Genomic DNA, 22,423 nt, shown 5'->3' with positions numbered 1-22,423 from the left:
GAATACTACAGACTAAGTCATTCGCATTGCACGTGAAGGGTTCGGAACGAATACTTGCCGCAGCCCATTCGCAAAGCCCCCACATGACCCCCGCCACACTGCAACCGCATGTCCTTGCGCAAGAGGACGCCGAGGAGACGTTCACCGTCCACGTGCATGAGCCGATCCACGGCGACGCCCGCCACGCCGTCGTGCTGCTCCCCGCCATTGCCGGCGTGAACGACTACATCGCGGCCCGCGCGGCGCAGCTCGGCCACGCCGGCTATCTGGTCGTCGTCGTCGACTACTTCAGCCGCCGCGCGTCGCACCCGGACCTGTCCACGCCCGAGCGCATCGACGATGCCGTCGCCTCCGTCGAGGACACTCGCGTCCTCACCGACATCCGCCACGTCCTCGATTGGCTCGGCCGGCGCGGGATCGACCGCCGGCATGCGGGCATCCTGGGCTTCTGCATCGGCGGCAGCTACGCGGTGCTTGCCGCGAGCGACAACGAAGGCCCCGCCTGCGCGATCGCCTACTACGGCCAGCTGCGCCATCCCCGCCCGATGCCGCTGAAGACGCTGGACCCCATCGGCGTGGCCGCACGCCTGCGGGCGCCCCTGCTCGGCCACTTCGGCGACATGGACCGGCTGATCGGCAGGCAGGACATCGCCGATTTCTCGGCGCAACTGCGCGAGGGCCAGCGGCACCACGAGATCCACACCTACGCGGGCGCGCCGCACGCATTCGACGAATGGTTCCGGCCCGCCGTCTTCCGTCCGGTCGCCTCCGCCGAGGCCTGGAGGAGAAGCCTGGTCTTCCTGGACTGGCACCTGCGCGGACGACTGTCCGCCTGACGCTTTTTTTCCAACCCTTGAAGGAGACACATTCATGAGCGCACAACTCAAGCCCGGCAGCCACGCCCCGGAGGTCACGTCGATCGTGGACCGCACCGACTGGGCCCGGTTCATGACCGACGACGAGTACTACCCCTTCCTCGTCAAGAAGAACCTGCGCGCGGCCATCTGGCGCTGGGAGGATCTGGCACCCCGCCTCGAACAGGTGCTGCGCGATCCGCTGCGCCGCGCCGACCGCCGCTTCATCGCGCTGGTCAACAGCGACACCGGCGAAGCGGGCGGCGTGTTCCCGTCCATCTTTCTCGGCATCCAGATCTTCGCGCCCGGCGAGCACATCGTCGCCCATCGCCACAACTCCTACGCGCTCTATCACATCATCCAGGGCGAGGGCTATTCGGTGCTCGACGGCCAGCGCTTCGACTGGAAGCGCGGCGACACCTTCGGCTGCCCCCCGATGGCCAGCCACGAGCACATCAACACCGGCAGCGAGCCGGCCATCCAGTACGTCATCCAGGACATGCCGGCGCGCGCCATGGACCGCAACCTGGTCTGGGAGGAACCCATCGGCCGCACCTTCCACATGGTCGAGGGCAAGGCGCCGCACCAGGACTGAACACGCCCGACCCCGATACGAACGGAGAGCAAGATGCCCCAACCCCCCACTGTCGATGCCGCCACGGCGATCGACCAGGCGCCCTTCGGCGGCGCCCAGAAGCGGATCGTTTTTCTTTGTGCATTGATCGCGATGCTGGACGGCTTCGACACCCAGGTCGTTGCGTTCGTGGCGCCGGTGCTGGCCGCGAAGTGGGGCCTGCCGGTCTCCTCCTTCGGCCCGGTCTTCGGCGCCGGCCTGGCGGGACTGATGCTCGGTGCCCTGGTGTTCGGCCCGGCGGCAGACCGCTGGGGCCGCCGCCGCGTGATCATGGCCACGACCGCGACCTTCGGCACGTTCACGCTGCTGACGCCCTGGGCCGACTCGATGACGGGCCTGCTGGTCCTGCGGCTGCTGACCGGGCTCGGCCTGGGCGGCGCCATGCCCAACATCATCGCCTTGACGGCGGAGTACGCCCCGGCGCGTTCGCGCGCCACCCTGATCAGCCTCATGTTCTGCGGCTTCCCGCTGGGCGCCGTGCTCGGGGGATTGCTGGCCGCGCGGATGATCCCCTCGTTCGGATGGGAGTCGGTGTTCTGGCTGGGAGGCGCACTGCCCCTGCTCCTGCTGCCGGCGCTGTTCGTCTGGCTGCCGGAGTCCATCCGCCTGCTGGCCGCGCGGGGCACGCCCGAGGCCGAGCTGCGATCGCTGCTGGCCCCCATCATCGGCGCCGGGCGCGCCGCGCAGGTGTATTTCAAAAGCGTGCCGGAGGCGGCGAAGGGCATGCGCATGATGCAGCTCTTCGGCGGTAGCCGCACGGCGCAGACCCTGCTGCTGTGGGTGGTGTTCTTCATGAACCTGCTGGTGCTGTACTTCCTGGTCAACTGGTTGCCCGCCCTGCTGCGGCAGGCCGGCGTCCCGTTGGACAAGGCCATCGTGTCCACGGCGCTGCTCAATCTCGGCGGGATCGCGGGCGCCTTGCTGTTCGCGCGCTTCATCGACCGGCTGGGTCCGTACCGGGTGCTCCTCGGCGCCTACGTCGCGGCCGGCCTGGCAACGCTGGCCATCGGTCGCATGACGCAGGCGGAATTCCCCGCGCTGATGACGATGGTCTTCGTGGCCGGCTTCTGCGTGATCGGCGCCCAGATCAGCATCAACGCGCTGGCGTCCGGCCTCTATGCCACCGAGATCCGTTCGACGGGCGTCGGATGGGCCCTGGGCGTGGGGCGAGCAGGCTCGATCGTGGGGCCCGTGGTAGGCGGCCTGCTGGTCGGCACCGGCGTCGCGCTCGATTCGCTCTTCGCCGTGGCCGCGCTGCCGGCGTGGATCGCCGGCGCCGCCATCGCGCTGCTGGCTCGTCGCGCGATGCGTCCCAGGGAGGCGATGTCCGGCACTGCCCCGCAACCGGCGGCGGGAGCGCTCGAATGAACGCCTACGTACTGCCGGCGCCGGCCGCGACGGCCGTGCCCGTCTCGGGCAGCGGCCTGCTTTTCCCGGTACGCCGCGTCTATTGCGTCGGGCGCAACTATGCGGCGCATGCCCGCGAGATGGGCTTTTCGGACCGCGAGCCGCCGTTCTTCTTCTGCAAGCCCACGGACGCGATCGTTCCGGTCCCCGACGGGGCAGCGATCGAGATTCCCTACCCCGCCCGCACCGGGGACTTCCAGCACGAGATCGAACTCGTCGTCGCGATCGGCAGGGCCGGCAGCGACATCGCGGCCGGCGATGCGCTCGATCACGTCTTCGGCTATGCCGTCGGACTCGACATGACGCGGCGCGACCTGCAGATCCGGATGCGCGAACAGGGCCGGCCGTGGGAGATCGGCAAGTCCTTCGACGGCTCGGCGCTGATCGGCCCCATCAGGCCCGTGGCCCTCGGGGGCCATCCCTCGCGGGCGCGCATCCGGCTCGACGTGGACGGCCAGCTGCGTCAGGACAGCGACATCGGCGAGCTGGTCTGGAACGTGGCGGAGACCATCGCGCACCTGTCCGGCTGGTTCGAGCTGCGTCCCGGCGATCTCATCTACACGGGGACGCCGGCGGGCGTGGGACCGGTGCATGCCGGGCAGACGATGGTCGGCGCGGTGGAGGGCCTGGGTGAGCTTCGGGTGCGCGTCGGTTCCGGGCCTTGAGAGGGCGGGGCCGCGGCTAAGGGAAGCCCCGATGGGGCGAGCGGTTATGGAACGTTACGATCCGCCCTGGCCGAATCCAGGCCGCTGCGCCCCTTTCCTCGATGTCCTCTCCCCCAGAGTCCGGCCCCACGCTGGACGCCGCCAGTCCCCTCCCCCCTGAGATCGAAGCCGCCGCCGACGAGCCCACGCGCGTGCCGCTCGCCATCGAGGACTGGGCCACGGTGGTCATCATGGGTCTCCTGGCCTGCATCACCTTCACCAACGTGGTGGTGCGCTACTTCACCGACTCTTCCTTCGCCTGGACCGAGGAGTTCTCGGTCTTCCTGATGATCCTGCTGGCGATGGTGGCGGGCTCGGCCGCGGTGGCGCGCGACCGCCACATCCGCATCGAGTACTTCGCCGAAAGCGGCTCGATGAACCGCCGCAAGCGCCTCGCGCAGTTCGGCGCGCTGATGGTGGCCCTGCTCTTCTTCCTGATCGCAGCGCTGAGCGTGCGTGTGGTGTGGGACGACTACCGCTTCGAGGAGACCTCGCCCGGCATCGGCGTGCCGCAGTGGTGGTATTCGATCTGGCTGCCGGTCGTGTGCTTCGCGATCGGGCTGCGTGCGGTGGGCCTCTTCATCCGCCGCGGCCGCGAGTGGCGCGCCCAGGAAACGGGCGAATGATCCCGGCGCTGCTGTTCGCCGCCTTCATCCTGATGATGCTGGTCGGCGTGCCGATCGGCGCCGCGCTGGGCCTGGCGGGCGCGGTCGCGATCGGGCTGGCCAATGCCGATGCGCAGTGGTTCGGGCTGCTGGCGGTGCCGCAGAACTTCTATGCCGGGCTGGGCAAGTACCCGCTGCTGGCGATCCCGATGTTCGTGCTGGTGGGCTCGATCTTCGACCGCTCGGGCGTGGCACTGCGGCTGGTGAACTTCGCGATCGCGATCGTCGGGCGCGGGCCCGGCATGCTCCCGCTGGTGGCGATCGTGGTGGCGATGTTCCTGGGCGGCATCTCGGGCTCGGGCCCCGCCAACGCCGCGGCGGTGGGCGCGGTGATGATCGGCGCGATGTCGCGCGCGGGCTATCCGCCGGCCTATTCGGCGAGCGTCGTGGGCGCGGCGGCGGCCACCGACATCCTGATCCCCCCCTCTGTGGCCTTCATCGTCTATTCGGTACTGGTGCCTGGCGCATCGGTGCCGGCGCTGTTCGCCGCCGGCATGGTGCCGGGCGTGCTGGCCGGCCTGGCGCTGATCGTGCCGGCGGTGTGGATGGCTCGCAGCCACCGCATGGGCGCGCTGGAGGCGACGCTGCCGCGCCCGCCCTTCTGGAAGAGTTTTCGCGAGGCGATCTGGGGGCTGGCGGCGCCGGTGCTGATCCTGGGCGGCATGCGGGCCGGCTGGTTCACGCCGACCGAGGCCGCGGTGGTGGCGGTGTTCTACGGCCTCTTCATCGGCATGGCGGTGCACCGCACGATCAAGGTCCGGGACCTGTTCGTGATCCTGCGCGAGTCGGGCGAGCTCTCGGCGGTGATCCTGCTGGTGGTGTCGCTGGCGGGCATCTTCGCCTACTCGCTGTCGACGCTGGGCGTGATCGATCCGGTCACGCGCGCGATCGTGAACTCGGGGCTGGGCGAGTACGGCGTGCTGTCGCTACTGATCCTGCTGCTGATCACAGTGGGCATGTTCCTCGACGGCGTGTCGATCTTCCTGATCTTCGTGCCGCTCCTGTGGCCGATCGTGCAGCATTACAAGTGGGACCCGGTGTGGTTCGGCGTGATCCTCACGCTGAAGGTGGCGCTGGGCCAGTTCACGCCGCCGCTGGCGGTGAACCTGATGGTGTCCTGCCGCATCGCGAACGTGCGCATGGAAGAAACGGTACGCTGGGTCGGCTGGATGCTGGCCGCGATGTTCCTGGTGATGGTGGCGGTGATCGTGTGGCCGCAGCTCGCGCTGTGGCTGCCCAATGCCCTGGGCTATTGAAATCAACTGAAGAAGGAGACAACTCATGAAATTCCGTCGTTCCCTGCTCGGCCTGCTGGCCGTCGCCGCCACGCTGGGCGGCTTCTCGGTGTCGGCGACCGCGCAGAACTACAAGGCCGAATACAAGATGTCGCTGGTGCTGGGCCCGCCCACGCCCTGGGGCCAGGCCGGCAAGATCTGGGCGGACCTGGTGAAGGAGCGCACGCAGGGCCGCATCAACATCAAGCTGTACCCCGGCGTCTCGCTGATCCAGGGCGACCAGACGCGCGAGTTCAGCGCGCTGCGCCAGGGCGTGATCGACATGGCGGTGGGCTCGACCATCAACTGGTCGCCGCAGGTCAAGCAGCTGAACCTGTTCTCGCTGCCCTTCCTGATGCCCGACTACGCCGCGGTGGATGCGCTGACGCAGGGCGAGGTGGGCAAGGAGATCTTCAACACGCTGGACAAGTCGGGCGTGGTGCCGCTGGCCTGGGGCGAGAACGGCTACCGCGAGATCACCAACTCCAAGCGGCCGATCAAGGCGCCCGAGGACCTGAAGGGCATGAAGATCCGCGTGGTGGGCTCGCCCATCTTCTCGGACATGTTCAGCGCGCTGGGCGCCAACCCGACGCAGATGAGCTGGGCCGATGCGCAGCCGGCGCTCGCCAGCGGAGCGGTGGACGGGCAGGAGAACCCGCTCTTCCTCTTCACCGTGCTCAAGATGCACACGGTGGGCCAGAAGTACGTGACGACCTGGGGCTACATGGCCGACCCGCTGGTGTTCGTGGTCAACAAGGACATCTGGGCCTCCTGGACGCCGGCAGACCAGGCGATCGTGCGGCAGGCGGCGATCGATGCCGGCAAGCAGGAGATCGAGCTCGCGCGCAAGGGGCTGGTGGAGGCGGACAAGCCGCTGCTCAAGGACATCGCGGGCATGGGCGTGACGGTGACGGAGCTGTCGCCGGCCGAACGCGAAGCCTTCGTGAAGGCGACCCGGCCCGTGTATGCGAAGTGGAAGCCGCAGATCGGCAACGAGCTGGTGACGAAGGCCGAGCAGGCTGTCGCTGCTCGCAAGAAGTAAGGCGCCCTCAAGAAAAAAGCCCCGCAATGCGGGGCTTTTCTACGAGAACTCCGGGCAGCCTCAGTGCTGCAGGATCTTGTTGAGGAAGTCCCGGGTCCGCGCCTGGCGGTTCTCCGGATGCGCGAAGAACTCGTCCTTCGAGCAGTCCTCCAGGATGCGCCCGCCCACGTCGATGAAGATCACGCGGCTCGCCACCTTGCGCGCGAAGCCCATCTCGTGCGTGACCACCATCATGGTCATGCCTTCCTTGGCCAGCGCCACCATGACGTCCAGCACCTCGCCCACCATCTCAGGGTCCAGCGCCGAGGTCGGCTCATCGAACAGCATCACGATCGGGTCCATGGACAGCGCCCGCGCGATCGCCACGCGTTGCTGCTGGCCGCCGGAGAGCTGGCCCGGGAACTTGTCCTTGTGCGCCATCAGGCCCACGCGGTCGAGCATCTTCAGGCCGCGGGTCTTCGCCTCATCCTGCGATCGGCCCAGCACCTTGATCTGCGCGATCGTGAGGTTCTCCGTCACCGACAGATGCGGAAAAAGCTCGAAGTGCTGGAACACCATGCCCACCTTGGAGCGCAGCTGCGGCAGGTTGGTCTTGGGGTTGTGCAGCTCGATGCCGTTGACCGTGATCTCGCCCTTCTGGAAGGGCTCGAGCGCGTTCACCGTCTTGATCAGCGTCGACTTGCCCGAGCCCGAGGGCCCGCACACCACCACCACGTCGCCTTTGGCGATGCTGACCGAGCAGTCGTTGAGCACCTGGACCGGGCCGTACCACTTGGAGACATTTTTGATTTCGATCATTTTGTCGGCCATGAATTTCCCTTTCGATGTTCAGCGAATGATCGCGATCTTCTTGTGAAGACGCTTGACGAGATAGGACAGCGCGTAGCAGATGACGAAGTACAGCACTGCCGCCAGCAGGTAGGACTCGATGGGCCGGCCGAAATTCTTGCCGGCCGTCTCGAAGCCCTTGAGCAGGTCGTAGGCGCCGATGGCATACACCAGCGAGGTGTCCTGGAACAGGATGATGGTCTGCGTCAGCAGCACCGGCAGCATGTTGCGGAAGGCCTGCGGCAGGATCACCAGCGTCATGTTCTGCTTGTAGGTCATGCCCATCGCCTGCCCGGCGTAGACCTGGCCGCGCGGGATCGACTGGATGCCCGCACGCATGATCTCGCTGAAGTAGGCCGCCTCGAAGGCAACGAAGGTGATGATGGCCGACACCTCCGCGCCGATCGGACGTCCGATGATGAAGGGCACCAGCAGGAAGAACCACAGGATCACCATCACCAGCGGAATGCTGCGCATGCCGTTGACGTAGATCGCGGCGGGCGCGTCCAGCCACTTCTTGCCCGACAGGCGCATCAGCGCCAGCAGCGTGCCGAAGACGATGCCGCCGAGCGTGGCCACCACCGTCAGGAACAGGCTGAAGTACAGGCCCTTCAGCAGGAAGCCGGTGATGACGTTCCAGTTGTAGAAGGAAAAGTCGAGATTCGTGAGCATCTCAGTGTCCTCCCCCGCCGGCCTGGGCGATGAAGCCCGGCACGCGTGTCCGCTTCTCGATCGAGGCCATGATCCGGTTGATCGCGAAGGCCGAGATGATGTAGAGCACCGTCACGGCCAGGTACATCTCCATCGGACGCGCCGTTTCCTCGCCGGCCTGCATCGCGAACTGCGTCATTTCGGCGATCGACACCGCGAAGGCCACCGACGAGTTCTTGAAGATGTTCATCGACTCGCTGGTCAGCGGCGGAATGATGATCCGGTAGGCCATCGGCAGGATCACGTAGCGGTAGTACTGCGGCGTGGTGAAGCCCACCGCCATGCCCGCGTAGCGCTGCCCGCGCGGCAGCGCCTGGATACCGGAGCGCAGCTGCTCGGCAATACGCGCCGAGGTGAAGAAGCCCAGCGCCAGCACCACCAGGACAAAGGGCGGCACGTCGCGCATCACGGTGAAGAGCGCCGGCACCACGTGATACCAGAGGAAGATCTGGACCAGCAGCGGCACGTTGCGGAACAGCTCGACCCAGGCGTTGCCGACGCGCACCCAGCCGGGGCTGTTGGGCAGCGTGCGGATCACGCCGACGATGGAACCAAGGACGAGGGCCACCACCAGCGCGCAGAGCGCCACGGACACCGTCCAGCCCCACGCGGAGAGCAGCCATTGCCAATACGTCGGGTCCTTGCCACCCGGGTCCTGCAGGAAGACCTGCCAATCCCAACTTCCCATCGGGACCTCCTCAATCGTTGTTGGTGAAGAAGAAAAACAAACCTGAAAACAAACGCCCGCCGCAAGGGGCGGGCGTTCGTCGTTTCAGCCCATGCCGATCACTTCTTGACGTAGTCTTCCATCGGCTTGTTGTTGGGGCTGGCCCACGCTGCCTTGGTCGCATCCGACAGCGGGAGGCCGACCTTGGTGTTGGTCGGCGGGATCGGCTGCATGAACCACTTGTCGTAGAGCTTGGCCAGCGAGCCGTCCTTGATCTGGTTCTTGATGCTGTCGTCCACCGCCTTCAGGAAGGCCGTGTCGCCCTTGCGGACCATGCAGGCAATCGGCTCGACCGACAGGACGTCGCCGACGATCTTGAAGTCGGCCGGGGCCTTGGACTTGGAGATGTTGCCGGCCAGGATCTGGCCATCCATCACGAAGGCATCGGCACGGCCCGATTCGAGCAGCAGGAAGCTGTCGGCGTGGTCCTTGCCCATGACTTCCTTGAAGTCGATGCCTGATGCGCGCTCGTTCTTGCGCAGGGTCTGCACGGACGTGGTGCCGGTGGTGGTGACCACGTTCTTGCCGTTCAGGTCCTTGATCGAATTGATGTTCGAGCTGGCCTTCACGGCGATGCGCACTTCCTCGACGTAGGTCGTGATGGCGAAATCCACGTCCTTCTGGCGGGTGGCGTTGTTGGTGGTCGAGCCGCATTCCAGGTCGACGGTGCCGTTCTGCACCAGGGGAATGCGGTTCTGCGAGGTGACCAGCTGGCGCTTGATCTCAAGCTTGGGCAGGCCCAGCTGCTTCTGCACGTCAGCCAGGACCTTTTCCGCCATTTCGGTGTGGAAGCCGACGTACTTGCCGTCACCGATGGTGTAGGCCAGCGCACCGGACGAATCGCGCACGCCCATGGTGACGCTGCCGCTGGCCTTGATCTTGGCCAGGGTGTCATTGGCTTGCGCGAAGGCGCCTCCAGCGGCGAGTGCCATCACGGCCAATGCCAATACCTGCTTCTTCATAAGGAAAACTCCTGTGACTGAGACATACAAATTTTAGACAGCCGCATTCTGCGCCATACCCGGGCCAACCCGGTGCACTTCGCACCTTCGGCGATCAGAGGACATGCGCCGCCGTTCCGCGCCGGTGCGACCATGGCCTGACCGGATTGCACAAAGCAGCCTTTGTGCCCGAAAAAAAGCACGCGCTGCGCGCGTGCTTTCAAGCGGTGTGACGACAGATGTGGGGCCAGACTGTAGAGGCGGGGCGAGACCGAAGGCAAATGCGCATTGCGACGGTCGGCATGCGGTCGCGTCATAGTTTTGTGCACTGCACAAGTGGACTTTCTTTCCCTTTCTCGCTCTTTCTCGTTCTTTCTCTCAGACTGCGGGTTGGGTGCCTACCAGGTAGGCCCAGAGCGCATCGACCGTCCCCTTGCTGCCCGGGGCAGCGGCATCACCCTTGCCGCCTGCGCGGCTCCCCGCCCGGGCCACCGCCGAGGTGGCGGGGCGCTCACGGTAGGCCCGGATCTCCATCGTGGCTTCTAGCTTGTCGATGTCGGGCGGCAACGCGCTGACCAGCGTGCGCGCCCGCGCCTCCTTGCGCACCGCGCTCTGCGGCAGGAAGGCGATGCCGTGCCCTTCCAGCGCCATCACCTTGAGGCCCTCGGCCATGTCGGTCTCGTACACGCGGTCGAGGTGGATGGCTGTCTGCGATTCCTTGAGCAACTGATCCACCACGCGCCCCAGGTAGGCCCCGGGCGCATAGCCCAGGTAGGGCAGCGGCTGGCCCGGCCGGCCCGGCAGCCGGAAGCGCGGCGCGCCCTCGGCATCGGGCTTGACCCAGGGCGCGACCACCTCCTGGCCCAGGCTCACCATCTCGTAGCGCGTGGCGTCCAGCGGCAGAGGCTGCGAGGGATGGTGGTAGGCGATGAGCAGGTCACAGCTGCCCTCCACCAGGCGCAGCACGGCGTCGTGCACGTTCAGCGCGATCAGCCGGCTCTTGAGCGGGCCGAATTGCTCGCGCAGGCTGGTGACCCAGGCCGGGAAGAAGGTGAAGGCCAGGGTGTGCGGCACCGCGACCTCGATCACGTCCTGCGCCGCGGCCGAATGGCCGCGCAGCATGGCGCGGGTGCTCTGCAAGGCCTGCAGCATCTCGATGGCCTGGCCGTAGAGCGTCTGGCCGGCGGGCGTGAGGCGGGTGGGATAGGAGCTGCGGTCCACCAGGTCGGTGCCGGCCCAGCCCTCCAGCGCCTGGATGCGGCGTGAGAAGGCCGGTTGGGTCACGTGGCGCAACTGGGCCGAGCGGCTGAAGCTGCGTGTCTCGGCCAGGCTGACGAAGTCTTCGAGCCACTTGGTTTCCATGGGCGACGATTATGTCCGCGGCCTCGCATGCCGGCCGAGCTTGCCAGGAAATGCGGAAATCAGACCGGCGAGACCACGCCCCGCCCCGCGAAATGGCCTTCGGCATTGGCCATGAAGCGGTCCACCGAGGCCTGGGTGGCCTCGGGCGACCAGCCCGCGACGTGCGGCGTGAGGATCACGTTGTCCAGGCCGATCAGCGGCTCCGGCCGCTTCGGCTCGCTTTCGTAGACATCGATGCCCGCCCCCGCCAGGCGTCCCTCGCGCAATGCGGCGGCGAGCGCCTCCGTGTCGACCACGCTGCCGCGCGAGATGTTGACCAGCCAGCCTTGCGGGCCCAGCGCATCGAGGATCTCCGCGTTCACCAGGTGCCGCGTGGCGGGCCCGCCCGGCGTGGCCAGCACCAGAACGTCGGCCCAGGTCGCGAGCGCCTTCAGGCTGTCGAAGTAGCGGTGCGCCACAGCCTCGCGCGGCTTGCGGTTGTGGTAGCCGATCGCCATGTCGAAGGCGGCGGCGCGCCTGGCGATCTTCTGGCCGATGGTGCCCAGGCCGAGAATGCCCAGGCGCTTGCCCGAAACGTTCGGCGGCTGCGGAATGGACTCGCGCCACACGCCTTCGCGGCACAGCCGGTCGAGGCTGTGGAAGTTGCGAACCGCCGCGATCAGCAGGCCGAAGGCATGGTCGGCCACGCAGTCGTCGTTGGTGCCGGCGCCGTTGGCGACCACGATGCCGCGGGCACGCGCGGCGTCGACCGCGATGCCCTCGTAGCCCGCGCCCATCGCGCAGATCAGCTCCAGCTTGGGCATGGCTGCGATCTCCTCGGGGGTGAGGCCGATCACGCCGATGGTCAGCACGGCGCGGAACTCAGCGCCGTGCTGCGCGACGGCCGCAACACGCTCGGCTGCGGTGGGCGCGTAGGTCACGTCGTAGACCGCGGCGATCTGGGCCTGATGCTCGCTCGAGAGCTTGTTGAGCACCAGGAGGGGAATCTTGTCGGACATCCAAACTCCGGAAGAAAAACGAATCAGAGAACGGGCTCGGCCTCGATCTGCTGCAAGGCCCACATCTGGGCGTAGCGGCCGTCCCGCGCCAGCAGTTGCGCATGCGTGCCGCGCTCCACGACCACGCCGCCCTCGAGCACCAGGATCTCGTGCGCATCCACCACGGTGGAGAGCCGGTGCGCGATCACCAGCGTGGTCTTGTTCTGCGCCGCGCTCTTGAGCTCGGCCTGGATGGCGCGCTCGTTGGCCGAGTCCAGCGCCGAAGTGGCCTCGTCGAAGATCAGGATCGGCGGGTTCTTCAGCAGCGTGCGCGCGATCGCCACGCGCTGCTTCTCGCCGCCGGAGAGCTTGAGGCCGCGCTCGCCCACCATCGTCTGGTAGCCCTTGGGCGTGGCGGCGATGAAGCCGTGGATGCGCGCGGCACGTGCCGCAGCCTCCACCTCCTCGCGGCTGGCACCGGGGCGGCCATAGGCGATGTTGTATTCGACGGTGTCGTTGAAGAGCACCGTGTCCTGCGGCACGATGCCGATGGCCTGGCGCACGCTGGACTGTGTCACGGCACGAATGTCCTCGCCGCCGATGGTGATGCGGCCTTCCTGAACGTCGTAGAAGCGGTAAAGCAGCCGCGCCAGGGTCGATTTGCCCGAGCCCGAGGGCCCGACCACGGCAACCGTCCTGCCCGCAGGGATCTCGAAGCTCACATGCCTGAGGATCGGCCGCGACGCCTCGTAGGCGAAGCTCACGTCCTCGAAGCGCACCGTGGCATCACGCCCCGCCAGCGGCTGCGCGCCGGGCGCATCACGCACCTCGCGCTCCTTCTCGAGCAGCACGAACATCTTGTCCAGGTCGGTCAGGCTCTGCTTGATCTCGCGGTAGATCACGCCCAGGAAGTTCAGCGGGATGTACAGCTGGATCATGAAGGCATTGACCATGACCAGGTCGCCCAGCGTCATGCGCCCCTCCACCACGCCGGACGTCGCGCGCCACAGCATCAGCACCAGGCTGACGGCGATCAGCAGCTGCTGGCCCGTGTTGAGCAGGCTCAGCGTGTTCTGGCTCTTGATGGCGGCGCGGCGGTAGCGGTCCAGGCTGGCGTCGTAGCGGCCGGCCTCGAAGTCCTCGTTGTTGAAGTACTTGACCGTTTCGTAGTTCAGCAGCGAATCGATGGCGCGGCTCTGCGCGACCGAGTCGAGCTCGTTCATGGTCTTGCGGAACTGCGTGCGCCACTCGGTCACGGTGACCGTGAAGGCGATGTAGAGCACCAGCGCCGCCCCCGTGATCCAGACGAAGAGCGCGTCGAACTTGACGCCCAGGATGGTCAGCACCAGCGCCAGCTCGATGATGGTCGGGACGATGCTGTAGAGCGACATCGAGATCAGCGAGTGCACGCCGCGCGTGCCGCGCTCGATGTCGCGCGTCATCCCGCCGGTCTGCCGCTCCAGGTGGAAGCGCAGCGACAGCGCATGCAGGTGGCGAAACACCTCCAGCGAGATGCTTCGCGCCGCGCCCTCGGTGGCCTTGGCGAAGACCAGCTCGCGCAGCTCGCTGAACAGCGAGGTCGAGAAGCGCAGCAACCCATAGGCCAGCAGCAGCGCGATCGGCACCACCAGCAGCGCCTGCGCCATGTCGGGCCTGGGCGTCATGGTGTCGACCAGGTTCTTGAGCAGCACCGGCACGCCGACATTGGCCACCTTGGCGCCCACCATGAAGAGAAGCGCGGCCAGCACGCGCCACTTGTAACGCCAGAGGTAGGGAAAGAGCCGCCGCAGCGTCGCCCAGTCGGACCGGTCGCCGCGTGCGGGCGCGTCCTGGGAACCAGCGTGGTGAGAAGAAAGGGCTTCGCCGCTGCGGCGCATGGATGACAATCGTGGCTGTTTTTTCCCGAGATTGTGCCCATGTCCGAATCTTCCAGCACCAATGTGGCCAACCCGCTCAAGAGCCTGCCCGACGACATGGAGCTCGTGCTCAAGGTGATTCCCATGCCGGCCGACGTCAACGCCAACGGCGACATCTTCGGCGGCTGGGTGATGGCGCAGTGCGACCTGGCCGGCTCCGTGATCCCGGCGCGCTACGCCAAGGGCCGCATGGCCACGGTCGCGGTCAACGAGTTCGTCTTCAAGCAGCCGGTGCGGCTGGGGGACATCCTGTCCTTCTACTCGAAGCTGGTGCGCATCGGCCGCACCTCGATCACCGTCACGGTCGAGGTCTTCGCCGAACGCTTCAGGGCCCAGGGCGAGTACATCAAGGTGACGGAGGCCACCTTCACCTACGTGGCCATCGACATGAACGGACGGCCCCGGCCGATTGCCCAGGCCTGACCGGGTGATGGCGGCGGGGCACGCTCCCCGGAATTTGTGTGACGTCGAGACCACCGACGCCGACCGAACCTACCAATGTTGGTAGTTGCCCAGATACCCAGTTTCACATCTACTCCTGCGGCCTGAAAAGCAGCAGAGAGATCAATGAACTTGGTAACGGGAAGGGCTGGCGTCGCGCGGGTCATTGCCTCTATGGCAATGGTGGCTTGCGTGCAGGCCACGCCGGTGTATGCGCAACGCGTGGATCCGGATGTTCGGGTGTTGAGGACCATCCTGGAAAAGCCGGAAGCCGAGATCGATCTGGCTCGGGCAAAGCTGGCCATCGACAAACTCGTCGACCCGGCCGTCGACATCGAGGGCACGCTTGCAAAGCTCGATGTCATGGCTGCAGAGGTCAAGGCCTTGGCAGGCCCGCGGACCCAGAGCTCGGAAATCGCGCAGGTGCTCCGTTCGTACCTGCATGACGCCGGCCCATGGAACAACCGGCAACCCTTTCGGTTTGATCTGGAAGGCGATCCACTGGGCCACAAGATTTCCGGCAAGCTGCTGACCAACTATCTGGCGACGAAGAAGGGCAACTGCGTTTCGATGCCCGCGCTCTTCGTCCTGCTGGCTCACAGACTGGGGCTTGAGGCGACCTTTGCGGCTTCGCCAGAACACTTCTTTGTGAAGTACCGGGACGAAACAGGACGCTGGCACAACCTGGAGAGCACATCGGGTGGCCATCCCCGGCGAGACGAGTCCTATCAGCGGGACACGCCGATGACACCGCAGGCGCTCAAGAACGGGATCTACATGCGGCCGCTCTCCCGGAAAGAGGCCGTCGCGAGAGTCATGACCAACGTGCTGCTGGAGCACTACACGAGCACCGGAAGGCCCGAGAAAGTCATCGCGCTCGCCAACGTAGCACTCGAGCACTACCCGAGCGACATCGATGCGATGCTTCAAAAGGGCTACGCCTACTACCTGCTCATACGAGATTTCCAAAAGAAGCACCCAAGGCCCAGGGGCGTTCCCTTCGAGGACAGGTTGCTCTTTCAGGCATTGGAGCTCAACAACCGGCTCTGGTACGAAAAAGCGGAAGCACTGGGATGGCGGGAGCCGGACGCCGGCGCGGAACGCAGGTACCTGGAGTTGATGAAGACAGCGAGATCAAATTGACAAGGAGGGAGACACAGCATGCGAACACCCAGCTTCAGGCGCGCTGGCATATTGATGACAACGTTCATCGCTTGCTGCAACATTGCTTCGGCGCGGTACACACAACCTGATCCGATCGGACTCGATGGAGGATGGAATCGAATTCCGTACGTGGATGGAAACCCGTTGGGCGCCACTGATGCCCTGGGCTTGATGGGATCGGGCGGTGGAGGATCTGCGAAGGGAAGTTCTTTTGCTAGCTCGAACAGTTGTCGCATCCAGGCTTGCCAGTGCGGCCCCGACTATTGGGATCGGTATATGGACTTTACGAGTGAATACGCGGTCAACGTGGGGCCCTATGCCGCCGCGCTCGCAGGCGGATTGTGGCCAAAGTCGCTGGCGCCAGCGACAGGATTCAGGCCGCCCTTGCTGGGCTCGAGCAATCCGCTCACAAGCGTTCCAAGAGGCTTTGGCGTTCCCGGTGCAGGAGGAGCATTGGCTAGAACGGGAGCAGCAGGCATCGGGCTCGCAACGACTGGCATTGGTATGTACAACGCCACAATATTTGCAGAGGGCTTTCTGTACGCCATGCCGAGCAATGTGAATTGCTCTTGTGATAGGTGAGTACCATGGCGATGTGGCTTGGAGTCACCGTTTTAACAGCGATCATCGCCCTCCTGATATTCAAGAGACTTGCTCGAAGGTCGTTTGAACGTGGGCGAGAACCGCAACCGCTGGCTGAAATGCACGCGCCGATACGCGATCAGGTCTCAGCCGAAGTGTTTAAAGAGGTCTGGTCAAAGGTTGGCGAGGTCTTCGCTATTGATCCTCACTTGATTCGATCGACTGACACGCTGAAAACCCTCGCCAACATGGACAGTTGGGACTTGGGTGAAGGTGGGGACGCCCTCAGTCGCTGGTTGGAGCAAGAGCAGCTTGGCAAACCTCCAGCCCTCGAAACCGTGCTTGACTTGGCGAAGTGGGTGCAAGATGCACGAGCAAGTCGCAAGGACGCATCATGAATTGCGAGGATTCGGTCCCGCGCCACTACTCGGAACGATCCGCGATGGCCTACTCCGATGAAGCAATCCGCGCGTACGCCAGAGCGAGCGAGAGTCGCCAGCGTCTTCGGACTCAAGATCGAGCAGATTCATTCCGGAATGCACTTCGAACACGACTTCAGTGCAGCACCAGTCTTCGACTGGAAACGCAACGAATTCAATCAATTGAGCGACGATTTTCGGGATGTTACGGATCGGAAGATAGAAAGAGAACTCAACAATGGCTTACTGGTTGTCCACACCGTGGGCGACTATTGCAACCACATGGTGCGTTGCTACAGAGCAAACGCGAAAGAGGTCAATTATGTGCATGGCCTCGGGAGCGCCTCATCCAAGTAGCCTTGGCCCAAGCGGGCTCAAGGAAGCCGCGTCCGAAGCAACTCGCATTGCAAGTGCTTCGTTCCGAACATCGCCGCAAACGTCGAGCTCGAAGGCTGGTCTGCTGTGAACCGCCCTGCTCATACCGGGTTCATAGCCTGAGGATGAACGAATGAACAAAAAACCCGATACCCGCGGACCTTGGGATGCCGCGTTCGCAAGCATGCTCCCCGGCAAGCTGCTCCTGGTGGGCCTGACCTACCTCGAAGCCGACGGCACCTTGATCGATAAGCAGCAGATCTTCGGTCGCGTGCTGTCCGCCACGCCGCAAGGAGGCATCCAGCTCCGGCTGGAGGGACGCCGTGGCGGCGAGCGGTACGTGCTTCCGCCGGACCTGCAAGCCCTTCAGAAGGCCAAGCCTGGCGAGTACCAGCTTCCTGCCACCGGCGAAACGGTGCCCGACCCGGACTACACCATCGTTTTCTCGATTCGAAAGCGCCCCGATCGCCCGCCGCCGACACGCCATTAGCTCGCCGACGTCCAGCCGAGCGACCTCACACCTTCGAAAAATCCGGCTTGCGCTTCTCCATGAAAGCCGTGAAAGCCTCCTTGGCCGCCGGCTCGCGCAGCATGCGGCCGAAGCTCTGGCCTTCCTCGCCCATGCGCTCCACCACGGCCGGCTGTTGCGCCTTCTTCATCAGGCGCTTGGTCTCGATCAGCGCGCTCAGCGGCTTGGCCGCCAGCTTGCGCGCCTGGGCCTGGGCGATGGCGTTGGCCTCGGTGGGCGGCACCACGCGGTTGACCAGTCCCACCTCCAGCGCGGCCTCGGCCATGAAGGGCTCACCCAGCAGCAGCGCCTCGGCCGCGCGGTGGTAGCCGAACATCTGCGGCACCAGCAGGCTGGACGCCGCCTCGGGGCACAGGCCCAGGTTGACGAAGGGCATGGAGAAGGCCGCGTTGTCGCCGGCATAGACCAGGTCGCAATGGAACAGCATCGTGGTGCCGATGCCCACCGCCGGGCCGCACACGGCGGCCACCAGCGGCTTGGGAAAGCGCGCGATGCCGTGCAGGAAGCGGAACACCGGCGATTCCGGCGTCGAGGGCGGCGCGTTCAGGAAGTCGCCGATGTCGTTGCCCGCGCTGAAGATGGTGGCATCGCCCTGGATCAGCACGGCGCGCACCGCGCTGTCCTGCTCGGCGCGCTCCAGCGCATCGGCCAGCTCGGCGTACATGTCGCGGGTGATGGAGTTCTTTTTGTCGAGCCGGTTGAAGGTCAGGGTCATCACGCCGGCTTCGGTGTGGACGAGGATGTCGCTCATGGGAGGTCCTTCTGCAAAGAAAAGAAAGTATCAGGCGCCCAGCGCCTCTCTGACGAAATCGAGCCGGTCCTGGCCCCAGAACATCTGGTCGCCGACGAACATGGTCGGGGCGCCGAACACGCCGCGGCGCACCGCCGCCTCCGTGTCCGCCTTCAGGCGGCTCTTGGTTTCCGGGTCGTTCGCCAGCGCCAGCACCTGGGCCGGCTCGAAGCCCGCGTCGGCCAGCACCTCTCCCACGGCAGCCGGGTCGTTGAGGTTGCGCGGCTCCACCCACATCGCGTTGAAGACAGTCTCCACGTAGGCATGGAAGCGTTCCGGCTCGCGCATCTGCAGGCCGGTGGCGCCGCGCATCAGCAGCAGCGTGTTGATCGGGAAGTACGGGTTGTACTGGAAGGGCACGGCATAGCGCCGCGCGAAGCGCTTCAGGTCCTCGAACACGTAGGGGCCCTTGGCCGGGATCTCGGCCGGCGAGCGGTTGCCCGTGGCCTGGAACACGCCGCCGAGCAGCATCGGCTTCCAGACCAGCTCGGCGCCGGTGTCGGCGCACAGGTGCGGCAGCTGGGTCGCGGCCAGGTAGGTGGCCGGGCTGCCGAAATCGAAATAGAACTCCACCGATCGCGCGTTTGCCATGGCCTGTACGCCTTTCATTCCTTGAAGTAGACGATCTGGTTCGAGGTGGCCAGCAGCGCGCCCGCCTCGCTCCACAACTGCGCCGCCTGGTCGAAGTAGCCGTTGCGGAACTGCTGGCCGGTGGCGCGTCCGAGCAGGTAGCCCGCGCCCACCTCGGCCAGCTGCGGCGCGTCGACATGGAAATACGTGGTGATCGACACCGTGCCGATCGGCACCGGCTTGGCGCGGCGCAGCCAGACGCGCGGGTAGAAGCAGTCGCACAGTGCCGCGAGCGCGGCGAAGTCCAGCGGCCGGGGCGGCGTGTCGCGCAGCCACATGCGGGTCTCGCTGTGATCGCCGCCGCCGTCCCAGCGCGTCGGGATGGCGCCGCTGATGGGGCGCATCTCGTAGCGGTCCAGCCAGGCCACCTTGGCCGGGCCGATGCTCAGGCGCTCCACCTCGACGGGCGGGGGCACCTCGGGCATGGGCAGGTCGCTGGCGCCCCAGGTCTCGCGCCGCAGGGCCGTGACCGCGGTGGCCGTGGTCACGACCTGCGGCTTGCCGTCGGCGCCGGCCTGCGACATCTGCATCGTCCAATGCTGCGTCGAGCGGTTGGTGCGCACCGGCACGGCCTGCACCTCGAAGGGGCCGGCGTCCAGCGCCGCGGCGTAGTTCACCGTCAGCGCCACCGGCGCGCCCAGTAGATCGGGATGCTTCAGCACCGCCTGCAGCATCACGGCCGCGGTGGTGCCGCCGAAGGGCCCGACCATGTTCCAGTAGTCGGCGCTGCTGGCGCCGGTGAAGAGGCCGGCGCGGATGTCGCTGTGCGCGAGGGCCAGCGCCTGGTCCAGGGGATGCGTGCTCATGATGTCAGTGTGCTGTGTCGCGCGGAGTCAGGCAGTCGTGTGCGGGACGCCGCCCGCCGGCGGCGTGGTCAGGGTCGCAAGGCGGTGCAGGCTGTCGGCCAGGCGCGGCCACAGGTTCAGGCTGAACTGCTCGCGGAAGAAGCCGAAATGCCCGATGCGCCGCGCCTGCACGTCGGCCGGCGCGATGCGCTGCACCGCCCGCGGCGCCGCGGCGTACAGGCCCAGCAGGCTCTGCGTGCCTTCCAGCGTCATCAGCTCGTCGTCGGTCATGGACAGCGCCAGCACCGGGAAGCGGACGCGCTCGTAGCTGCGCGCGGCCAGTTCGCCCTCCGCGCCCACGCTGTAGCGCGGATTCAGGCACCAGCGCCGCCATTGCAGGATCACGCCGCGCGGCAGGTCGCCCACCTTGCGCAGCCGGCGGCCGGGGAAGTAGCCCCACAGCCGCGTGGCCAGCGGCACCAGCACGAACCAGAAGTAGAGGATGCTGCGCTTGAGCCGCGGCGCGTTCTCGCGCCAGTAGCCGCTGCCCGCGGCGATGCTGACCAGGCCATCGACCTGCTGCGGCCGCTCCAGGAAACCGGGCAGCTGCGCGCCCAGGCTGTGGCCGAGCAGGTAGAGAGGCCGGTCGGGCCGCGCGGCCTTGGCGGCGTCGATCACCGCTTCGTAGTCGCGCGCCCAGTCGAACAGGTCGGCCTCGAAGCCGCGCAGCGAGGCCGCCGTGCCGCCGGGCCGCGAATCGCCCGAGCCACGGTAGTCGAAGGTCCACACGCTGACGCCCTGCTGCGCGAGCCAGCGCGCGAAGGGCTCGTAGAAGGCCTGGCGCACGCCCATGGCGCCGCCGATCACCACGCTCGCGCGCTGGGGCGCATCGGGCTCGTAAACGCGCAGCGCGATCTGTGCGCCGTCCTCGAGTTGCAGGGTTCTTGCTTGCATGCCGTCGTCTCCTTCTTCCGCTGTTCCGGCTTGCGAGTGCCGTGTCAGACCCTTTCGAAGATGCCTGCGGCGCCCTGTCCCATGCCCACGCACATCGTGACCATGCCGTACTTGAGCTTCTTGCGCTGGAGCGCATGCACCACGGTGGCCGAGCGGATGGCGCCGGTGGCGCCCAGCGGATGGCCCAGCGCGATCGCGCCGCCCATCGGGTTGACCTTGGCTGGGTCCAGGCCCAGCGTGTTCATCACCGCCAGCGACTGCGCGGCGAAGGCCTCGTTGAGCTCGATCCAGTCGATCGCATCCTGCGTCAGGCCGGCATAGCGAAGCGCCGCCGGAATCGCCTCGATCGGGCCGATGCCCATGATCTGCGGCGGCACGCCCTTGCTGGCGAAGCCGACGAAGCGCGCCAGCGGCTTGAGGTCGAACTGCTTGCAGGCCTTCTCGCTCGCCAGGATCAGCGCGCCGGCGCCGTCGGAGGTCTGCGAGCTGTTGCCGGCCGTGACGGTGCCGCGCGCGGCGAACACGGTGCGCAGCTTGGCCAGGCCCTCGGGGCTGGTGTCGGCGCGCGGGCCTTCGTCGAGGTTGACCATGCGGTTATTGACGATGGCTTCGCCGCTGCCGAGGTCGGGCGTGCGCTCCGTCACTTCGATCGGCGTGATCTCGTTGGCGAACTCGCCCGCCTGCTGCGCCGCCAGCGCGCGCTGGTGCGACTGCAGCGCGAAGGCGTCCTGCGCCTCGCGGCTCACCTTCCACTGCTGCGCGACCTTCTCGGCGGTGAGGCCCATGCCGTAGGCGATGCCCACGTCGCCGTCGCGCTCGAAGATGGAAGGCGACAGCGAGGGCGAGTTGCCCATCATCGGCACCATGCTCATGCTCTCGACACCGGCAGCGATCATCACCTCGGCCTCGCCGACGCGGATGCGGTCGGCCGCCATCTGCACCGCCGACAGGCCAGAGGCGCAGAAGCGGTTGACCGTGATGCCGCCCACGCTGGTGGGCAGGCCGGCCAGCACCGCACCGATGCGCGCCACGTTCAGGCCCTGCTGCGCCTCGGGGATGGCGCAGCCGCAGACGATGTCCTCGATGGCCTTCGGGTCCAGGCCCGGCACCGCCGCCAGCGCCGCCTTCAGCGTGGTCGCGAGCAGATCGTCGGGCCGGGTGTTGCGGAAGTAGCCGCGGTGCGAGCGGCCGATCGGGGTGCGGGTGGCGGCGACGATGTAGGCGTCTTGGAGTTGCTTCATGAAAGATGCTCCTGCGGGTGGTATTGCTCCTTCCCCCTCTGGGGGAAGGTCGGGATGGGGGCATGCAGCGCCAGCTCATCGAGCCGGTCAAGAATCGCCTGCAGTACCCCATCGAGTTGATTGAACGGATCGTTCGACGCAAAGCGCAACACGTCGAAACCTTGATGACGAAAGAACGCATCGCGCTCCGCGTCATACGCCCGCTGCGTCTGATGCTGCGCTCCATCGAGCTCGACGATCAGCTTCGGCGACAGACATGCGAAGTCGGCGATGTAGTTGCCAAGAGGATGCTGGCGTCTGAACTTCACGCCCAACTGCTCGCCGCGCAGGCCAAACCAGAGCTTGCGCTCGGAGTCGGTCATGCCGCGCCGCAAAGTGCGGGCGTGTTTCTGTGCGATCGGTGTGGACTGGTTTTGCATCGGGCGTGCCCCCATCCCAACCTTCCCCCACAGGGGGAAGGAGGAAAGCGGG

Annotated in this window: 25 protein-coding genes; 12 read left to right on the top strand and 13 right to left on the bottom strand. The window is 66.4% G+C overall.

Going from position 1 to position 22,423, the window contains the following annotated elements:
- Window positions 1-83 precede the first annotated feature (83 nt).
- From A8M77_RS15230 to A8M77_RS15200, 7 genes are all read left to right on the top strand, one after another.
- Window positions 84-836, top strand: coding sequence for a dienelactone hydrolase family protein (locus A8M77_RS15230; protein WP_086922352.1), 753 nt, complete (start codon window positions 84-86; stop codon window positions 834-836).
- A 34-nt stretch (window positions 837-870) separates the two neighbouring features.
- Window positions 871-1,449 carry a cupin domain-containing protein gene (locus tag A8M77_RS15225; protein ID WP_086922351.1) on the top strand — a complete coding sequence of 193 codons (579 nt, stop codon included), beginning with the start codon at window positions 871-873 and terminating at the stop codon, window positions 1,447-1,449.
- A gap of 33 nt (window positions 1,450-1,482) precedes the next feature.
- Entirely contained in the window at window positions 1,483-2,856 is a 1,374-nt protein-coding gene (locus A8M77_RS15220) for an MFS transporter (RefSeq protein WP_086922350.1), read from the top strand.
- Window positions 2,853-3,560 (top strand): fumarylacetoacetate hydrolase family protein, encoded by a 708-nt coding sequence (locus A8M77_RS15215; RefSeq protein WP_086922349.1) that lies wholly within the window; start codon window positions 2,853-2,855, stop codon window positions 3,558-3,560. Before A8M77_RS15220 ends, A8M77_RS15215 begins: the two co-directional genes overlap by 4 nt.
- A gap of 101 nt (window positions 3,561-3,661) precedes the next feature.
- Complete coding sequence (locus A8M77_RS15210) at window positions 3,662-4,225, top strand: TRAP transporter small permease (RefSeq protein WP_086922348.1); 564 nt, start codon at window positions 3,662-3,664, stop codon at window positions 4,223-4,225.
- On the top strand, window positions 4,222-5,520 hold the full coding sequence (locus A8M77_RS15205) for a TRAP transporter large permease (RefSeq protein ID WP_086922347.1): 1,299 nt from the start codon (window positions 4,222-4,224) through the stop codon (window positions 5,518-5,520). Before A8M77_RS15210 ends, A8M77_RS15205 begins: the two co-directional genes overlap by 4 nt.
- A 25-nt stretch (window positions 5,521-5,545) precedes the next feature.
- On the top strand, window positions 5,546-6,580 hold the full coding sequence (locus A8M77_RS15200) for a DctP family TRAP transporter solute-binding subunit (protein WP_086922346.1): 1,035 nt from the start codon (window positions 5,546-5,548) through the stop codon (window positions 6,578-6,580).
- Window positions 6,581-6,640: 60 nt separating this feature from the next.
- Here the strand turns inward: A8M77_RS15200 and A8M77_RS15195 are convergent, their stop codons facing one another.
- The 7 genes from A8M77_RS15195 to A8M77_RS15165 form a co-directional block, all read right to left on the bottom strand.
- Complete coding sequence (locus tag A8M77_RS15195; protein ID WP_086922450.1) at window positions 6,641-7,378, bottom strand: amino acid ABC transporter ATP-binding protein; 738 nt, start codon at window positions 7,376-7,378, stop codon at window positions 6,641-6,643.
- Between the two features lie 30 nt (window positions 7,379-7,408).
- Window positions 7,409-8,080: an amino acid ABC transporter permease gene (locus tag A8M77_RS15190; RefSeq protein WP_086922345.1), complete on the bottom strand. Its 672-nt coding sequence runs from the start codon at window positions 8,078-8,080 to the stop codon at window positions 7,409-7,411.
- Between the two features lies 1 nt (window position 8,081).
- Window positions 8,082-8,807 carry an amino acid ABC transporter permease gene (locus tag A8M77_RS15185; RefSeq protein WP_086922344.1) on the bottom strand — a complete coding sequence of 242 codons (726 nt, stop codon included), beginning with the start codon at window positions 8,805-8,807 and terminating at the stop codon, window positions 8,082-8,084.
- Window positions 8,808-8,905: 98 nt separating this feature from the next.
- Window positions 8,906-9,808, bottom strand: a complete 903-nt coding sequence (locus A8M77_RS15180) for an amino acid ABC transporter substrate-binding protein (protein WP_086922343.1) — start codon at window positions 9,806-9,808, stop codon at window positions 8,906-8,908.
- Window positions 9,809-10,165: 357 nt separating this feature from the next.
- Complete coding sequence (locus A8M77_RS15175) at window positions 10,166-11,149, bottom strand: LysR substrate-binding domain-containing protein (protein ID WP_086922342.1); 984 nt, start codon at window positions 11,147-11,149, stop codon at window positions 10,166-10,168.
- 59 nt (window positions 11,150-11,208) lie between these two features.
- Window positions 11,209-12,147, bottom strand: a complete 939-nt coding sequence (locus A8M77_RS15170; RefSeq protein ID WP_086922341.1) for a 2-hydroxyacid dehydrogenase — start codon at window positions 12,145-12,147, stop codon at window positions 11,209-11,211.
- Window positions 12,148-12,170: 23 nt separating this feature from the next.
- Window positions 12,171-14,003 (bottom strand): ABCB family ABC transporter ATP-binding protein/permease, encoded by a 1,833-nt coding sequence (locus A8M77_RS15165; protein WP_086922340.1) that lies wholly within the window; start codon window positions 14,001-14,003, stop codon window positions 12,171-12,173.
- A 39-nt stretch (window positions 14,004-14,042) separates the two neighbouring features.
- Between A8M77_RS15165 and A8M77_RS15160 the strand changes: the two genes are divergently transcribed.
- From A8M77_RS15160 to A8M77_RS15150, 5 genes are all read left to right on the top strand, one after another.
- Window positions 14,043-14,465, top strand: a complete 423-nt coding sequence (locus tag A8M77_RS15160; protein ID WP_086922339.1) for an acyl-CoA thioesterase — start codon at window positions 14,043-14,045, stop codon at window positions 14,463-14,465.
- Window positions 14,466-14,609: 144 nt separating this feature from the next.
- Entirely contained in the window at window positions 14,610-15,626 is a 1,017-nt protein-coding gene (locus tag A8M77_RS15155; protein ID WP_086922338.1) for a transglutaminase family protein, read from the top strand.
- A 608-nt stretch (window positions 15,627-16,234) separates the two neighbouring features.
- Window positions 16,235-16,627, top strand: a complete 393-nt coding sequence (locus A8M77_RS35230) for a hypothetical protein (protein WP_143694614.1) — start codon at window positions 16,235-16,237, stop codon at window positions 16,625-16,627.
- A 57-nt stretch (window positions 16,628-16,684) separates the two neighbouring features.
- Window positions 16,685-17,005 carry a hypothetical protein gene (locus A8M77_RS35225; RefSeq protein WP_143694613.1) on the top strand — a complete coding sequence of 107 codons (321 nt, stop codon included), beginning with the start codon at window positions 16,685-16,687 and terminating at the stop codon, window positions 17,003-17,005.
- Between the two features lie 151 nt (window positions 17,006-17,156).
- Window positions 17,157-17,513: a hypothetical protein gene (locus A8M77_RS15150; RefSeq protein WP_143694612.1), complete on the top strand. Its 357-nt coding sequence runs from the start codon at window positions 17,157-17,159 to the stop codon at window positions 17,511-17,513.
- Window positions 17,514-17,538: 25 nt separating this feature from the next.
- Here the strand turns inward: A8M77_RS15150 and A8M77_RS15145 are convergent, their stop codons facing one another.
- Genes A8M77_RS15145 through A8M77_RS15120 form a run of 6 tightly spaced genes read right to left on the bottom strand, consistent with a single transcriptional unit; the run spans window position 17,539 to window position 22,371 of the window.
- Window positions 17,539-18,303, bottom strand: coding sequence for an enoyl-CoA hydratase (locus tag A8M77_RS15145; RefSeq protein ID WP_086922336.1), 765 nt, complete (start codon window positions 18,301-18,303; stop codon window positions 17,539-17,541).
- 30 nt (window positions 18,304-18,333) lie between these two features.
- Window positions 18,334-18,933, bottom strand: a complete 600-nt coding sequence (locus tag A8M77_RS15140) for a 2-hydroxychromene-2-carboxylate isomerase (protein ID WP_086922335.1) — start codon at window positions 18,931-18,933, stop codon at window positions 18,334-18,336.
- Window positions 18,934-18,947: 14 nt separating this feature from the next.
- Window positions 18,948-19,778, bottom strand: a complete 831-nt coding sequence (locus tag A8M77_RS15135; RefSeq protein WP_192871623.1) for an acyl-CoA thioesterase — start codon at window positions 19,776-19,778, stop codon at window positions 18,948-18,950.
- Window positions 19,779-19,805: 27 nt separating this feature from the next.
- Entirely contained in the window at window positions 19,806-20,711 is a 906-nt protein-coding gene (locus A8M77_RS15130; protein WP_086922333.1) for an alpha/beta hydrolase family protein, read from the bottom strand.
- A gap of 44 nt (window positions 20,712-20,755) precedes the next feature.
- Window positions 20,756-21,952 carry an acetyl-CoA C-acyltransferase gene (locus tag A8M77_RS15125; RefSeq protein WP_086922332.1) on the bottom strand — a complete coding sequence of 399 codons (1,197 nt, stop codon included), beginning with the start codon at window positions 21,950-21,952 and terminating at the stop codon, window positions 20,756-20,758.
- Window positions 21,949-22,371, bottom strand: coding sequence for an endonuclease domain-containing protein (locus tag A8M77_RS15120; protein ID WP_086922449.1), 423 nt, complete (start codon window positions 22,369-22,371; stop codon window positions 21,949-21,951). Before A8M77_RS15120 ends, A8M77_RS15125 begins: the two co-directional genes overlap by 4 nt.
- Between the last annotated feature and the right edge of the window lie 52 nt (window positions 22,372-22,423).

Origin of the sequence: Variovorax sp. JS1663, assembly GCF_002157355.1 — a bacterium.
Lineage (GTDB): Bacteria > Pseudomonadota > Gammaproteobacteria > Burkholderiales > Burkholderiaceae_C > Variovorax.
This window is presented reverse-complemented; position numbering and strand designations above follow the sequence as displayed.